A 14,562-nucleotide genomic window follows, 5' to 3' on the forward strand; every position below is an offset into this window, starting at 1 on the left:
AGACGGATATGCAGCGGATGGGGATGGTGCTGGGGTTGAAACCGGAAAAGGTGGAGGAGTATGTCCGCCTCCACGCCGCCGTCTGGCCCGACGTGCTGACCATGATCTCGGCCTGCAACATCAAGAATTACTCGATCTACCTGAAGCGGCCCGAGAACCTCCTGTTTTCCTATTTCGAATATCACGGCACCGACTACGCGGCCGACATGGCCAAGATGGCAGCGGACCCGAAGACGCAGGAATGGTGGGCGGTCTGCATGCCGTGCCAGGAACCGCTGGCGACCCGCAAGGAGGGCGAATGGTGGGCTTCGATGGACGAGGTCTTCCATCATGACTGAGGGCGGTTTCTACCCTGCCTCGCTCATCCAGTCCTGGCCCAAACCCTCGAAGCCCCGGCCGATCGTCACTTTCGGCGCAGGTTCGATCGTCGGAGATGCGCATTTCCCGGCCTACAGAAAAGCAGGTTTTCCGGTTGCCGGACTTTATGATCCGGATCAGACAAAGGCGCGGACCCTGGCCGAGAAATGGGGGGTCACCGCATTCCGCTCGGTGGAAGAAGCGGCCACCGTCAAGGATGCGATCTTCGATCTGGCAACGCCGCCGGGACGGCACGCCGAGATCCTGAAAGCTCTCCCGGACGGCGCGGTCGCGTTGATCCAGAAGCCGATGGGCAATTATCTCGGCGAGGCTACCGAAATCCTCGAAATCTGCCGCGCCAAGAACCTCAAGGCGGCCGTGAACTTCCAGCTGCGCTTCGCGCCGATGATGCTGGCGCTCAAGGATGCCATCGCCAAGGGCTGGCTCGGCGAGGTCGTCGATTTCGACGCATGGCTGGCGCTGGCGACGCCGTGGCAATTGTGGGAGTTCCTGCTCAAGGCGCCCCGCGTCGAGATCGCCATGCACTCGATCCATTATCTCGATCTCGTCAGGCAATTGCTTGGCGACCCCAAGGGCGTGCACGCCAAGACACTCGGCCATCCCAACCACAAGGTGGCGCAGACGCGCACCAGCGCCATTCTCGACTATGGCGACACGGTGCGCTGCGCGCTGTCGATCAATCACGACCATAAGTTCGGTCGCCGTCACCAGGCCTGCGAATTCCGCATCTGCGGCACCGAAGGGGCGGCCTACCTCAAGCTTGGCCTCAATCTCGATTATCCCACTGGCGAGCCGGATATCCTGGAAATCCATCCAAAGGGTGGAACGGACTGGGTCACCGTGCCGCTTGCCGGTGAATGGTTCCCCGACGCCTTCGTCGGACGCATGGCCAATGTGCAGCGCTTTGCGGCCGGAGAAGACCACGAACTGGTCAGCTCGGTCGAGGACGCCTGGAATACCATGGCACTGGTGGAAGCCGCCTATAAATCGAGCGCGGCGCCGGCGACGCCGATCGCGGAAAGACCTTGATGGAACAGATCCAGTATTTCGAGGATTACGAGATCGGCTCGTCGCGCCTGACCAGCGGCCGCACCATCACCGAAACGGATTTCATCGTCCATGCCGGCCACACCGGCGATTTCTTCCCCCACCACATGGACGCCGAATATATGAAGACGACGCCGTTCGGCCAGCGCATCGCGCATGGCACGCTGGTGTTCTCGGTCGGCATCGGCTTGACGGCAAGCATCGTCAACCCGGTCGCCTTCTCCTATGGCTATGACCGGCTGCGCTTCATCAAGCCGGTGTTCATCGGCGACACGATCCGCACGCGCACCACCATCACGTCCAGGGAAGACGATCCCAAGCGACCGGGTTCCGGACGCGTGATCGAACGCTGCGAGGTGGTCAACCAGCATGGCGAAGTGGTGCTGGCGGCCGACCACATCTACATCGTCGAACGCAAGCCGGCGCAGGGCTGAAGCTCACTCAATCTCAAGAACCGGTGGCGCGTGCGGTGATACGCTCGAGCCCAAGCAGCAGGACCAGCGTGGCCGCTACCAGGATCATGGTCAGGGCCGCGCCGGCAAAGATGTCGCCGCGATCGGTAAGGCTGAAGATCGATACCGGCAGCGTCACCCAGCCCGGCGGATAGACCATGACGGTGGCGCCGAGTTCGCCCATGGACAGCGCGAAGCTCAAGCCGAAGGCGGCGACGAGATAGGGGGCGAGCAGTGGCAGCGTGACGTGCCAGAGCCGGTAGGCCGGACGCGCGCCGAGGCTTGATGCCACCTGTTCGAAGTCGGGCGAAAGCCGTGCCAGGCCGGCCGAGACATTGCCGAAGGTGAAGGCCGAGATCAGCACGAAATGCGCGATCATGACGATCGCCACCGTGCCGTTGAGCAGCAGCGGCGGATGGCTGAAGGCGACCAGCAGGCCAAGGCCGACCGACACAGAAGGCACCGCACTGGGGATGAAGAACAGCAGGCCCAGCAGGCGCTTCAATGCGTGCCCTTGAAGGCGAAGCGAAAGGGCCGCCCAGGTGCCGCTGACCAGCGCCAGCGCGCTGGCCAGGAAGCCGGTGATCAGGCTGGCCTTGACCGAGTTCCAGGCCGACCCCCTGATGACATCGGTGTAGTGCTCCGTCGTCAGGCCGTTGGGCAGCACGCCGTTCCACTGGTCGGCAAGGCTAGACAGAAGGATGACAGCCAGCGGCGCCAGGAACAGGACGCCGAAGATCAGCGCGAAAAGCAACCACAGCACGATGCGACCAGGGCGGGACCAGACCAGCATGGCTAGACCCCCAACCGGCCGGCCGCGAAACGGTAGAGGCCGAACAGGCCGAGCGACAGCGCGATGTTGACCACTGCGATGATGCAGGCCACCTGATAGGCCGATTCCTGGATCGCTTTCCCGTAAATCAGCAGCGGCAGCGTGATGACGCCCTTGGCGCCGATGAACAGCACGATGCCGAACTCGTTGACGGTCAGCAGCAGGCAGAGACTCCCCCCGGCGATGAGCGCGGGCACCGCCGCCGGCAGGATCACCTGGCGCACGATGCGGAACGGCCTGGCGCCGAGCACGCTTGCCGCTTCGATCTGGCCCCGGTCGACGAGCGAAAATGCAGCGAGCAGCGGCCGCAGGATAAAGGGCGTGTAGACCGTGACTTCGGCCAGCACCACGCCCCATGTCGAATAGAGGAAATCGACGGGTGGCAGCGGCAGTGAGAAGGCCTCCATCAGCCCGGTGTTGAGCATGCCGGCAGAGCCGTAGAGGAAGGTGAAGGCAAGTGTCACCAGGAAGGTCGGCAGCGCGATGAAGGTGTCGATCAGCCGGGCGATGAAACCACTGCCAGGGAACGGCACGAAGGCCAGGATCAGCGCCAGGACGAGGCCGACGATCAAGCATCCGGCCGTCGCCGTGACCGAGATCGTCACTGTGTTGATCAGCGCGTTGAGAAAGAAGCGCGAATGCAGGACGCGAAAAATCTCGGCGGCATTGGCGACGCCGCTGTCGTCAAGGAAAGCCTGCCGGGCAATGAGCGCCAGCGGATAAAAGAACAGCAGCGCCAGCAGAGCAGCCGGTGGCACGATCCAGAATTTGCCGGGTTCCCGCCTGATCGCCGGCACGTCAAGGGCGACCGCCTCAGACACCGGCGTCTTCCGGCAGCAGCGAAGTGTCGGCAGGGGCGAAGAACAGCGGCACCCGGGCGCCGGGTTCGGGCAAGGCGATCGGCAGCTTCGTCGCCGAGACGCGAACCGGCGTGCCCTCGACATCGAGCACGAGATGGGTGAGTTCGCCCTGCCAGTGCACCTCCCTCAACGTGCCGACGATGCGGTTGGTGTGCTCGCTGTCGGCCGTCAGGCTGAGATGCTGCGGCCTGATGCAGAGCAAGCTCTTGTCGCCGGCCTTCTCGTCACGACCGGCACCAGTCAGCACCGCATCGCCATGCCTTGCCGTGGCAAAGCCCTTCGACCCGACGCCCTCGGCGACCGTCACCGGCAGGAGGTTGGCGCGGCCGAGGAACTCGGCGGTGAACCGGTTCGGCGGGCGGCGGTAGAGTTCGGTTGTCGGTCCGTGCGAACAGACCCTGCCGTCACGCATGATGGCGATCTTGTCGGCGAGCGTCAGCGCCTCGGTCTGGTCGTGAGTGACGTAGAGGATGGTCAGGCCCGGCAGGCTACGGTGCAGGCGAGCAATCTCCTCGACCATGTTGCGGCGGATCTGCGCGTCGAGCGCCGACAGAGGCTCGTCGAGGAGCAGCACACGCGGCCGAACAGCCAAAGCGCGGGCAATCGCGACGCGCTGCTGTTGACCGCCCGAAAGCTCGCGCGGATAACGCCGGGCAAAGGTCGCCATGCCGACGGTGCCGAGCGCATCCCTGACCCGCTCGGCGATCAGCGCCTTGTCGGCGCCTTGCGCCCGCAGGCCAAAAGCAACGTTGTCTTCCACCCGCATATGCGGAAACAGCGCATAGTTCTGCACCACCATGCCGAGCCCTCGCTCGTAGGGCGGCAGGTCTGTCACATCGGTGGCGCCGATGCGGATGCGGCCACTTGCCGGCCGCACGAAACCAGCGACAGCCCGCAAGGCGGTGGTCTTGCCAGAACCGGACGGGCCGATCATCGCCAGGATTTCACCCGGCGCGATGTCCAGGGTCAGCGGATGCAGGACGACATGCGCGCCATAGGCGACGCTGACCTTGTCGAAGTGGACATTGGAGCCGGCGCCGCGAATTTTCGCGGCGTCGATGTCCATGACATTGGTACCAGTAAAGGCGGCGGCCGACATGGCTTGGTCCTCCGGATCTTTGCCCTCGGGTGTCAGCTTCCGGTCGCCTCGTTCCACTTCTTGACGTAGTCTGGAAGCTTGCTCAGTGCCTCGTCCCAATTCGGCGACCAGATGGTGACGCCCTTCATCGCCTCCTGCGCCTTTGCGAAGTTGGCGTCATCAGGCTTCACGTCCTTGCGGGCCGGCAGGCCGAGCGCAACCGAGCTCACCGTCGACTGGGCCTCCTTGGAAAGCAGGAAGTCGATCAGCTTCTTGCCGTTGTCGGCATTGGGTGCGCCGGTGACCAGACCGATTTCATAGGGCAGCGCAAAGGTGGAGCGGGTGCCATCCGGCCCGGCGGGCCAGAAAACCCTGATGTTGGGATTGTCGGCCATCTGCGACATGTTCATCTGCAGATCGCCATTGGCGACATGCAGTTCGCCCTTGTTGACCAGTGCGGTCAGCTTGCCGGTGGAGGCGGACGGACCGACATTGTTGTCCTGCAGCTTCTTCATGAACTCGAAGCCGGCGTCCTCGCCGCCGAAGGCGTGGATGATCTGCAGCATGACGGCTGTGCCGTCACCGGCCTGGCCGGGGGTCGAATACTGGATCTTGCCCTTGAATTTAGGGTCGAGCAGATCGTTGTAGCTCTTGGGCGCTTCCGACAGCACGGCGCTGTTGTAGATGAAGTTCATGTAGTTGTTGACCAGCGGCCGGTACTTGTCGGCGCCGCCGTCGATCTGGTCGGCGCCTGCCGGCTTGTAATCCTGCAGCAGACCGTCGGCGGCGGCGCGCTGGACGAAGGGCGGCAAGGTCACCAGCACGTCGGCCTGCGGATTCGACTTTTCCTTGGCGACGCGCTCGACGACACCGCCGGAGCCGGCCTCGATATACTGCACGGTGATGCCGGTCGCCTTGGTGAAGGCAGCGAATTCGGTCTCGTACCAGCTGCCATTGCCGTCATGCAGGCCGTCGGCGGAATAGATGGTGACGACGCCGTCGGCGAATGCCGGTCCGACGAGAGCCGACGACGCCAGGAGCGACGCGGCGAAAGCCATGGCTATGGTTGCATTGCGCGATTTCATGGATCAGTTCCCCTGTGATTGTTGGCACATTCTTCGATGCACTAGGACCAATCGGCTTCGGATCTCTGGCGGACGTTGAGCCGGCTGGATGTCGTCGTTGTGACAACTTTGAGGATTGGGGATCGATAAGTAAAATCTATTTATTTTATGACAGGCAAGCTTCTACTGATATTTGTCATGGAACTGTCGCATCCCTGTCTCAGGCACGATCCTGGCTGCGCGGGAAGTTTCTATCTATTTGAAAAATATAGTCTATCAGGCGAACGAGACGCCCGAGACCTGCACCCGCAAACGCGGATCATGCGAGCGGATGGTCACCGGTCGACCTTCGAGGATCTCGAAGCAGCGCGCGAGCGTGTCGTCTTCAAGCCGCCGCATCGCCTCATGCGTGAAGAAGGTAAGATGCGGAAACAGGATCACATTGTCGCGATCGAACAGGGCGCTCATCGGATGGCCTGACCTCGCCAATGGCTCGACCGAATAGACGTCAAGCGCGGCGCCACCGATACTGCCGGCAACGATCGCATCGACAAGCGCCGCCTCGTCGATCAGTGCGCCGCGCGAGACGTTGATGATGATTGCGGAGGCCTTCAGGCAAGCGAGTTCCGCCTTGCCGATCAGGCCGCGCGTCTTGTCATTGAGCACGCAATGAAGGGAAACGAAGTCGCAGGCGCGCAGCATGGCATGGAGATCATCGACCTTTTCGATGCCGGCGGCCTGCAGGGTTGCGGCATCGACACCAGGATCGAAGCCAAGCACGCGAGCACGAAACCCTTGGCCTGCCATGCGCGCCATGCTGCGGCCGATCTTGCCGCAGCCGACGAGCCCCAGCGTGGCGCCGGACATGTCTCGGCCGAGCCAGCGCTGCTCGGGCCAGACCCAGCCGTCACGCGATACCGCCGCTGTGATAGCCGGCAATCGCTTGGCCAGCGCGATCATCAGGGCGAACGCACCCTCGGCGACGGTCTCCTCGGCATACTCCGGCACGTTGACGACGGGAATGCCGCGCCGCATCGCGGCAGGGATGTCGATCGCATCGATGCCGACGCCGTATTTGACGATGCCCTTCAACTTCGGCGCTGCGTCGATCACCGGCGCGGTGATGGGCGTGTAGCACATGAGAAGGAGATCGGCGTCGGCAACGGCGTGCATCAAGTCCGCCTCGGCAATGCCGTCCGGCAGCGTCACCAGGTCGACGCCGCTTGCCCGCAAGCCGGCATCGATGCCTGGGCATTCGAGTTCCCGGTCGGTGCGCACGGCCTTCATGATCAGGCCGCGAGCACGGCGCGCTCGACGATGTCGAGCGCGCGGTCGAGATCGGCTTTCGAGATGACCAGCGGCGGCGACAGCGTCAGCACATTGCCATGGCTGATCTTGAAGCTCAGGCCCTGCTCGAGGCAGGCGTAGAAGACGCGTTCGGCGAGATCACGCGCCGGCTGGCGCGTGGCGCGATCCTCGACCAGTTCAACGCCGACCATCAACCCCCTGCCCCTGACGTCGCCGACTTCAGGCGAACGCGCCATCAAGTCCTGCATGCGTCCAAGCATATGCCGACCGAGCTCGGCCGCGCGTTCGACCAGCCCCTCTTCGAGGATGATGTCGATGGTGGTCAGCGCGGCGCGCGCCGTCACCGGGTTCTTTTCGTGGGTGTAGTGACCGATGGCGAAGCCGCCGGTGACGTCGAGGTCGCGGCGCGCGATGACGGCGGCAATCGGCAGGATACCGCCGCCCAGCGACTTGCCGAGAACGACGACGTCGGGTGTCACGCCGTCATGCTCGTGGGCGAAAAACCTACCTGTCTTGCCGAGACCAGTCGGGATCTCGTCGAAGATCAGCAGCGTTCCGTGCCGGTCGCAGGCCTCGCGCACGCGCTTCCAGAAGCCCGGCGGCGGCGGGTTGGGTGTCGCGCGCATCGGTTCGGCGACGACCGCGGCCACATCCTGCTCGCGGTCAAGCACATAGGCGATCATGTTGGCGCAGGCGAGCCCGGACGCTTCAAGGGAATCGTGGCCATAGGGGCAGCGATAGCCGTCCCAGGGCGCGACATGCTCGGTACCGGTCATCATCGGGCCTGATATGTGGGAGCGGAAGGTCGCCTCGCCGCCAACGCTTGCCGCGCCGAAGCCGGCGCCGTGAAAGGCATCCCAGAACGACACTGTCTTGAAGCGGCCGGTCGCGGCGCGTGCGATCTTCAGCGCCACTTCGATGGCATCCGAGCCGCCTGTCGTGAACAGCACCTTGCCGAGATCGCCGGGCGCCAGCGCCGCCAGTTTCTCCGCCAGTTCGACAGCGGGCTCGCAGGTGAAGCGGCGCGGCGCGAAACAAAGTTCATCGAGCTGCTTCTTGATCGCTGCCACCAGCCTGGGATGGGCGTAGCCGAGGTGATGCACGCTGTTGCCGTGGAAATCCATGAAACGACGGCCGGCGGTGTCCTCGATCCAGATGCCTTCCGCCTTGGCGATCGTCGACAGACAGGGGCTGGAGAGGCTCTGATGCATGAAGGCGGCCGCGTCGCGATCGAGCAGACCGCGGATGCGGGGATCATCCTGGCCGGCGTCCCAGCGGCCGCGTGCCGCCGTCGTGTTGGAATCGCCCTCGGTATGCACAAGCTCTGATATTGCGGCCATCATCGTCTCCGAAACGCGAATGAGGGAGCGTGGAACGCCCCCTCGACTAATCTGCCAGTCGACGCTGTCCGGTCACGACCAAGGCAGCGAGAATGTCTTCACATTGGTGTAGCTCTTCATCGCTTCGATGACGCCTTCCTTGTAGCCATTGCCCGAATCCTTGATGCCGCCGAAGGGCGACATCTCGATGCGATAGCCTGGCACTTCCCAGATGTTGACCGTGCCGACCTGCAGGCCCGCAATGTATTTCTGCATGCGCGGAAAGGAGTTGGTGCAGACACCCGACGACAGGCCGAAGGCGGTCGAATTGGAGAGTGCGATCAGCGCCTCGTCATCGTCCGGCGCGCGCACGATCGGGATGATCGGCCCGAATGTCTCTTCCATCACCAGTTCTGATGTGTGCGGCACGCGATCGACGACGATCGGCGGCAGCAGCGCACCCTGCCGGCCGGGATTGTAGAGTATTTCGGCGCCTTGCTCCGCGGCCATGTGGACGCGGGTTTCGAACAGTGCCGCGGCCTTCTCGTGCACGACGGTGCCGAGATCGGTCGAGCGATCCATCGGGTCGCCGAAGCGGATTTTTTTCGCCCGCTCCAGCACCAGCGGGACGAAACGGTCGGCGACGCTTTCCTGGACAAGGATGCGCTTGACCGCAGTGCAGCGCTGGCCGGAGTTTTTCGTCGCTCCGGCCACCGCCAGGTCCGCCGCCTTCGCCAGATCATCGTCCGACAAATCGTTGAGGATGATCAGCGGATCGTTGCCGCCGAGTTCCAGCACCTGGCGCTTGTAGCCGGCGGTGCGGGCGATCATCTTGCCGACCGGCACGCCGCCGGTGAAGGTGATCAGGTCGATGTTCTCATTGGTGATCATCTCGCTGCCGATATCGGCCGGCCAGCCGGTCACCACCGACAGCATTTCCGGCGGCAAGCCGGCCTCATAGAGAATGTCGGCCAGAAGCAGCGCCGTCATCGGCGTCAGTTCGGTCGGCTTCACCACCACGCAATTGTTGGTGGCGATCGCCGGCGCCACCTTGTGCGAGACCATGTTGAGCGGATGGTTGAACGGCGTAATCGCCGAGATCGCCTTCAGCGGCTCGCGGGTGGTGAAGATCTTGCGCGCCTTGCCATGCGGGGTGAGATCGCAGGAAAAGATCTGGCCGTCATCCTGGATGCACATCTGCGCCGACAGCGTGAACACGTCATAGGCGCGGCCAACCTCATAGAGCGAGTCGGACTTGGAGATGCCGAGTTCGAGCGTGATGAGATCGGAGATCTCTTCTCGGCGCGACGCCAGCGCTTCAGCGGTGCGAAACAGGATCTGCTGGCGCTCGTAGCGTGTCAGTTTCGACTTGTAGCCGGCGGCGATTTCGAATGCCCGTCGCGCATGCTCGGCGCGGCCGGCCGGCACGGTGCCAATGACGGTGTCATTCCAGGGGTAACGCACTTCGACGATATCATCGGCATCAACCTTCTTGCCGGCGATACGCATCGGCTCGTGGCGAACTTTGATGGCAGGGTCAAGCTTGGTCATGTGAGTCTTCCCGGTGCTCAGTGAGCAACATTGATTTTTGTCGGCTAGGCCATCGCGTCTCATCAATAGCTTCCCCCACTCCGTCGCCGCTTCGCGGCGCCACCACCCTCCGGAGGGAGAGGAAGGGAGCCAAGGCTGGCAAGCTCAGCGCCTTTCCTCTCCCCGTCGATCGGGGGAGAGGTGGCCCGAAGGGTCGGAGTGGGGGTCGACTAGCGCAATCACCTACTGGCCACCCAACTCAACCCTCACGCCAGCGCCGCCGCCATCGTCGCGTAGTAGAAAGCGTCGAAATTGCGCAGCGTCGGCTCGTTCGGCAGGTCGGGCAGTAAGCGGTTGACGATGAACGGCACCTCCTGCTCGGTCAGCCCGCCATGCGAGCGAAGCGGCTCGTTGAGGGCCGCCAGATCGTGGCGATGCTCCGACGTGCCAATCGTCTTGTTCTCGGTCGAGATCAGCACGATGTCGCCGATCCTGTCGGCAGGAAGCTCGAAGCGCTCGCAGGCGGTCGGGCTGTCAACGACCAGCATGATGCCGTCTGTCTTGGCGAGCCGCGTCATGATGCCGGCCTGGTCGGCGCCATCGGGCAGATAGGCGGTGGCGAAGGAACCGAGCGCGCCGTGGTGGACGACATAGGGGTCAGTGATCGGCAGGATGACACGGGCAGCGTCCTTGCCAAGCCACTCGTCGAGCAGGTCCTGGACATAGACCACATCTGGCGAACCGTCCGCCTTATGCTTGGGCTTCATGCCATGGTCGGCGGTGACGACGATCGCCGCGCCCAGCGCATCGAGCTCGGCCAGGTACTTGTCGAACATCTCGTAGAAGTCATTGGCCTGGGGCACGCCGGGCGCATATTTGTGCTGCACATAGTCGGTGGTGGTCAGGTACATGATATCAGGACGGAATTCCCTGAGCAGCCGGACGCCGGCGGCGAAGACGAATTCCGACAGCTCAGCCGAATAGACTTCAGGCACCGGCAGTCCGAAGTGCTTGGAGGCATTGTCGATGCCGTGCTCGGCCTTGGTGGTGGTGTCGGACTTTTCCGCCGAGAAGCACAGTGCGCGGCCCTCATCGAAAGCCAGTCCCTTGCCCAGCAACGCGCGCAGCTTGTCCTTGGCGGTGACCACGGCAACCCTGGCCCCGGCATCGTAGAAAGCCTGGAAAATGGTCGGCGCGCGCAGGAAGCGCGGGTCGTTCATCATCACTTCCTTGCCGGTCTCGCGCTCGTAGAGATAGTTGCCGCAAATGCCATGCACCGACGGCGGGCGACCTGTGGCGATCGACAGATTGTTGGGGTTGGTGAAGCTTGGAATGACCGAGTGCGCGAAGCGCACCGTGCCCTTCTGCTTGATCCTGACCAAAGCCGGCATCAGCCCGGCCTTGATCGCCTCGTCGAGATAGGCCGGCTCGCAGCCGTCAAGACAGATGGCGATCGCCGGCACACGTGGCCAGGCGTAGGTGCGACCGTTGACGGCGACGTTGATGGGAGACATCTGGTTCATCGAAAATCCTCGAAATCGGCCGCGTCAGGCGGCGAGTTTGGCGCGCTCGGCGATTGCCGCGGCGGGTGGGGCGGCGGTGTCGACGCCCATTTCCTTCAGAGACTGTGCCGCCGCCTCGACGACGCGGCGCATCACATGTTCGTCCATCTGGCCGATGCAGCCGACGCGGAAGGAATCCACGACCGTCAGCTTGCCCGGATAGATGATGAAGCCCTTGTCCTTCATCAGTTCGTAGAAACGATCGAAGGCGAAGTTGGCGTGGGCCGGATTGAAGAAGGTGACGATGATCGGCGACAGCCAACGGTCTTTCAGCAGAGTCTCGAAGCCAAGTTCGCGCATGCCGGCGACCATGACATCACGGTTCCTGGTGTAGCGGGCGCCACGGCCGGCGACGCCGCCTTCGGCCTCGTGCTGGCGCAGCGCTTCGAGAAAAGCGGCCACGACATGGGTCGGCGGGGTGTAGCGCCATTGGCCTGTCTTGTTCATGTGCGCCCACTGCGCATGGACATCGAGCGACAGCGAATGGCTGCGGCCCTTGGCTGCTTCAAGTTCGCTCTTGCGGGCGATGATGAAGCCGAAGCCTGGCACACCTTCGATGCATTTATTGGCGGAGGAAACCATCGCCTCGTAGCGGATCTCGTTGACGTCGAGCGCAACGGCGCCGAAGGCGCTCATGGAATCGACCAGCAGCTTGCGGCCCTTTGCATGGACCGCTTCGGCAATCTCGGCGACCGGGTTGAGGATGCCCGAGCTGGTCTCGCAATGGATGGCAATGACATGGGTGATGGCGGGGTCCGCATCGAGAGCGGCCGCCACCTCGTCGCCGCATGGCGGCAGGTAGTCGCCCTTGTCGATCAGCGTATAGGCGCGGCCGAGATATTGCATGGTCTGCGCGGCGCGTAGGCCGTAGGCACCATTGGCCAGGACCAGAACCTTGCCGTCCCTGGGCACGAACGAGCCGAGCATCGCCTCCACGCAGAAGGAGCCGCTGCCCTGCATCGGCACGCAATCGAACTCGTCGTTCGCGTCACCGGTCAGTGCCAGCAGGCGGCGGCGCAAGTCTGATGTCATGGCACGGAAGTCGCCGTCCCAGGATCCCCAGTCGCGCAGCATGGCCTGCTTGACCGAATAGGCCGTGGTGAGCGGCCCCGGGGTCAACAGATACGGCTCGCCCAGCGCCGGCCTGGCCAGCGGCTCCGCGGCAAATTTCGTCTCGGCGAGCATGGTGTCCTCCGACAGATCGCTGCTTTTTGATGTGGCCTCATTCTTGGCCCGAACGACATATTTGTAAAATCGTTATTTTGTATCGAAGTATCGATTTAGGCGATGAGCTTCTTTGCCGGTTTCATGGAGCAATTCAGCCTTGCCACGCCACGGCGGACGCCATCTCGCCTGTCGCCTCACTGCCCCTTGCCAGCCGGCTCTCGAGCAGATCGCCGCTCTGCGTCAACAGGGGGTAGGCGACCGAAGCCATCAGCGAGTTGATTTCCTTCAGTGCCCTGACCGCCTCCAGATGGATGTCGCTGGTGTCGATGCTTTGCGGCATTCCCGACTGCAGGCGCTTGAGATGACGGTCATGGCTCATGCGTTCCAGCTTGCGCATCCTCTCCTTCTCGACGACGAGTTGCCGCGCCGAATCGAGATCGCTCGATACCAGCACGTTGAGCGCAAGCTGCATGTTGGCCATGACACGGTTATGAAGCCCGGCCAGTTCGCTCCAGCCATCGCGCGAAAAGCGCAGGTTCTTGTCACGCAATTCCTGGGTGAGCACGAGCAGGTTCTTGGCGACGATGTCGCCGGCGCGTTCGAGATTGATGGCGAAGTCGGTGAGTTCGATGCCGCGCTGGGCCTCGGCCGCGGTCATGCTGCCGCGATTGACCTCGGCAATGTAGAGCTTGATCTCGGTGTGGGCGCGGTTGACCTCGTCATCGAGCTTCTGCACCTGTCGGATCTGCTCGGCAGCGCCGGCATCGAAGAAATCCATCACCGGACGCAGCATCACCTCGACGACCTCGCCCATGCGCAGCAACTCGCGCGTCGCACTGGCCAAAGCAAGGCCCGGTGTGCGCATGACGCTGCGGTCGAGCGCGCTGGCACGACGCGACATGAGGTCCGTGTCCTCGCCTGCCTTTGCCGGCGGCTTGTCGGCGATCAGCAAGGTCACCAGCCGCTCCATCATGCCGGTGAAGGGCAGGCAGCAGACGACCAGTGCCAGATTGAAGGCGAGATGCAGATTGACCAGTTGCCGGCCTTCGGTTGCGCCGAACATATCCGTCGGAAACGCTACGGCCTGAAGCGCAAACAAGGCGGCGAGCGCCGCCGTGCCACGAAAGATCAGATTGCCGAGCGGGACACGACGCGCCGCGACGGCCTCGCCGCGCGTCAGCCACACCGCGATGAGCGCACCGCCGCAATTGGCGCCGAGGATGAAGAACAGACCGACCTCGACGGGCAAAACGCCTTGCGCGGCGAGTGTGACGAACAGCAGGACCGCCGCCACACTGGAATGGATCAGCCATGTGAACAGGGTCGCCGCGGCAAAGGCGGTGAAGTAGTCGGCGCGCAAATAGGAAATCACCAGCGGCAGCAATGTGCTCTGCCGCATTGGCGCGGTCGCCTCGCCGATCATATGCAGCGACAGCAGAACGAAGGCCACCCCCATCAGGATGCGCCCGCCTTGCCTGATGCCGCGCGCCTCGAACTTCAGGAACATCGCTCCGCCGACCAGGATCAACGCCGGCACCAGCCAGCTAAGGTCGAACGACAGCACCTGTACGACCAGCGCCGAACCGAGGTCGGCGCCAAGCAGGATGGGCAGCCCTGATGACACCGACACCATGCCGCTGGCGGCAAAGCCGGTCGTCAAGATGGCGACGGCGGTGGAGCTTTGCAGCAGTACCGCAAGCAGCGTGCCGACACCCGCCGACCTGATCCGGGCGCCCCGGGTTTGTCTCAACGCATCGCGCAGTACGGGGCCGCAGGCTCGCTCCACTCCGGTGCGCACCATGCGCACCGCCCAGAGCAGCAGCATGACGGCGCCCGCCAGATGCAGCAGGATGATGGAGAATTGCATGGCCGTGCCTCCGATGCCAACGGCCGGCAGGACGTCGACCCACACTCAGGCTGATGGCGGGCTGAACATAAGTCAAATCGTTCGTTTCTATCTTTCAG

At 63.5% G+C, this 14,562-nt stretch carries 13 protein-coding genes; 3 read left to right on the forward strand and 10 right to left on the reverse strand.

Annotated features, from left to right (window positions below; genetic code table 11):
- The first annotated feature begins 8 nt into the window (after nucleotides 1-8).
- The 3 genes from EB230_RS27350 to EB230_RS27360 are packed head-to-tail and all read left to right on the forward strand — an operon-like array spanning nucleotide 9 to nucleotide 1,859.
- The gene (locus EB230_RS27350) at nucleotides 9-338 is read left to right on the forward strand and encodes an L-rhamnose mutarotase (RefSeq protein WP_056564736.1); all 330 of its coding nucleotides are present in this window, start codon (nucleotides 9-11) and stop codon (nucleotides 336-338) included.
- Nucleotides 331-1,407: a Gfo/Idh/MocA family oxidoreductase gene (locus EB230_RS27355; RefSeq protein WP_056564739.1), complete on the forward strand. Its 1,077-nt coding sequence runs from the start codon at nucleotides 331-333 to the stop codon at nucleotides 1,405-1,407. Before EB230_RS27350 ends, EB230_RS27355 begins: the two co-directional genes overlap by 8 nt.
- Nucleotides 1,404-1,859 (forward strand): MaoC/PaaZ C-terminal domain-containing protein, encoded by a 456-nt coding sequence (locus EB230_RS27360; RefSeq protein ID WP_172374287.1) that lies wholly within the window; start codon nucleotides 1,404-1,406, stop codon nucleotides 1,857-1,859. Before EB230_RS27355 ends, EB230_RS27360 begins: the two co-directional genes overlap by 4 nt.
- A 13-nt stretch (nucleotides 1,860-1,872) precedes the next feature.
- On the opposite strand, the gene EB230_RS27365 is transcribed toward EB230_RS27360, so the two are convergent.
- The 10 genes from EB230_RS27365 to EB230_RS27410 form a co-directional block, all read right to left on the reverse strand.
- A complete protein-coding gene (locus EB230_RS27365) occupies nucleotides 1,873-2,670 on the reverse strand; it encodes an ABC transporter permease subunit (protein ID WP_172374288.1) in 798 nt (265 codons plus the stop codon).
- A gap of 2 nt (nucleotides 2,671-2,672) precedes the next feature.
- A complete protein-coding gene (locus tag EB230_RS27370) occupies nucleotides 2,673-3,530 on the reverse strand; it encodes a 2-aminoethylphosphonate ABC transporter permease subunit (RefSeq protein WP_056564748.1) in 858 nt (285 codons plus the stop codon).
- Nucleotides 3,523-4,668: an ATP-binding cassette domain-containing protein gene (locus tag EB230_RS27375; RefSeq protein WP_172374289.1), complete on the reverse strand. Its 1,146-nt coding sequence runs from the start codon at nucleotides 4,666-4,668 to the stop codon at nucleotides 3,523-3,525. The genes EB230_RS27370 and EB230_RS27375 overlap by 8 nt, the downstream gene beginning before the upstream one ends.
- Before the next feature lie 32 nt (nucleotides 4,669-4,700).
- Nucleotides 4,701-5,732: a 2-aminoethylphosphonate ABC transporter substrate-binding protein gene (locus tag EB230_RS27380; protein WP_065004922.1), complete on the reverse strand. Its 1,032-nt coding sequence runs from the start codon at nucleotides 5,730-5,732 to the stop codon at nucleotides 4,701-4,703.
- 255 nt (nucleotides 5,733-5,987) lie between these two features.
- Complete coding sequence (locus EB230_RS27385; protein ID WP_172374290.1) at nucleotides 5,988-6,998, reverse strand: NAD(P)-dependent oxidoreductase; 1,011 nt, start codon at nucleotides 6,996-6,998, stop codon at nucleotides 5,988-5,990.
- A 2-nt stretch (nucleotides 6,999-7,000) separates the two neighbouring features.
- Nucleotides 7,001-8,362 (reverse strand): aspartate aminotransferase family protein, encoded by a 1,362-nt coding sequence (locus EB230_RS27390; protein WP_246738858.1) that lies wholly within the window; start codon nucleotides 8,360-8,362, stop codon nucleotides 7,001-7,003.
- A gap of 69 nt (nucleotides 8,363-8,431) precedes the next feature.
- Nucleotides 8,432-9,889 carry a phosphonoacetaldehyde dehydrogenase gene (phnY, locus tag EB230_RS27395; protein WP_172374292.1) on the reverse strand — a complete coding sequence of 486 codons (1,458 nt, stop codon included), beginning with the start codon at nucleotides 9,887-9,889 and terminating at the stop codon, nucleotides 8,432-8,434.
- A 245-nt stretch (nucleotides 9,890-10,134) separates the two neighbouring features.
- Nucleotides 10,135-11,391 carry a phosphonoacetate hydrolase gene (gene phnA / locus EB230_RS27400; RefSeq protein WP_056564762.1) on the reverse strand — a complete coding sequence of 419 codons (1,257 nt, stop codon included), beginning with the start codon at nucleotides 11,389-11,391 and terminating at the stop codon, nucleotides 10,135-10,137.
- A 24-nt stretch (nucleotides 11,392-11,415) separates the two neighbouring features.
- The gene (locus EB230_RS27405) at nucleotides 11,416-12,615 is read right to left on the reverse strand and encodes a 2-aminoethylphosphonate--pyruvate transaminase (RefSeq protein WP_172374293.1); all 1,200 of its coding nucleotides are present in this window, start codon (nucleotides 12,613-12,615) and stop codon (nucleotides 11,416-11,418) included.
- 133 nt (nucleotides 12,616-12,748) lie between these two features.
- Entirely contained in the window at nucleotides 12,749-14,464 is a 1,716-nt protein-coding gene (locus EB230_RS27410; RefSeq protein ID WP_056564770.1) for a Na/Pi cotransporter family protein, read from the reverse strand.
- Between the last annotated feature and the right edge of the window lie 98 nt (nucleotides 14,465-14,562).

The organism is Mesorhizobium sp. NZP2234 (assembly GCF_013170765.1).
In the GTDB taxonomy this organism is placed as follows: domain Bacteria; phylum Pseudomonadota; class Alphaproteobacteria; order Rhizobiales; family Rhizobiaceae; genus Mesorhizobium; species Mesorhizobium loti_D.

What these genes read in the sequence shown, in the direction of transcription:
- EB230_RS27350 (WP_056564736.1), top strand. Translation starts at nt 9, where the DNA reads ATGCAGCGGATGGGGATGGTGCTGGGGTTGAAACCGGAAAAGGTGGAG.
- EB230_RS27355 (WP_056564739.1), top strand. Translation starts at nt 331, where the DNA reads ATGACTGAGGGCGGTTTCTACCCTGCCTCGCTCATCCAGTCCTGGCCC.
- EB230_RS27365 (WP_172374288.1), bottom strand. Translation starts at nt 2,670, where the DNA reads ATGCTGGTCTGGTCCCGCCCTGGTCGCATCGTGCTGTGGTTGCTTTTC.
- EB230_RS27375 (WP_172374289.1), bottom strand. Translation starts at nt 4,668, where the DNA reads ATGTCGGCCGCCGCCTTTACTGGTACCAATGTCATGGACATCGACGCC.
- EB230_RS27380 (WP_065004922.1), bottom strand. Translation starts at nt 5,732, where the DNA reads ATGAAATCGCGCAATGCAACCATAGCCATGGCTTTCGCCGCGTCGCTC.
- EB230_RS27385 (WP_172374290.1), bottom strand. Translation starts at nt 6,998, where the DNA reads ATGAAGGCCGTGCGCACCGACCGGGAACTCGAATGCCCAGGCATCGAT.
- EB230_RS27390 (WP_246738858.1), bottom strand. Translation starts at nt 8,362, where the DNA reads ATGATGGCCGCAATATCAGAGCTTGTGCATACCGAGGGCGATTCCAAC.
- phnY (WP_172374292.1), bottom strand. Translation starts at nt 9,889, where the DNA reads ATGACCAAGCTTGACCCTGCCATCAAAGTTCGCCACGAGCCGATGCGT.
- phnA (WP_056564762.1), bottom strand. Translation starts at nt 11,391, where the DNA reads ATGAACCAGATGTCTCCCATCAACGTCGCCGTCAACGGTCGCACCTAC.
- EB230_RS27405 (WP_172374293.1), bottom strand. Translation starts at nt 12,615, where the DNA reads ATGCTCGCCGAGACGAAATTTGCCGCGGAGCCGCTGGCCAGGCCGGCG.
- EB230_RS27410 (WP_056564770.1), bottom strand. Translation starts at nt 14,464, where the DNA reads ATGCAATTCTCCATCATCCTGCTGCATCTGGCGGGCGCCGTCATGCTG.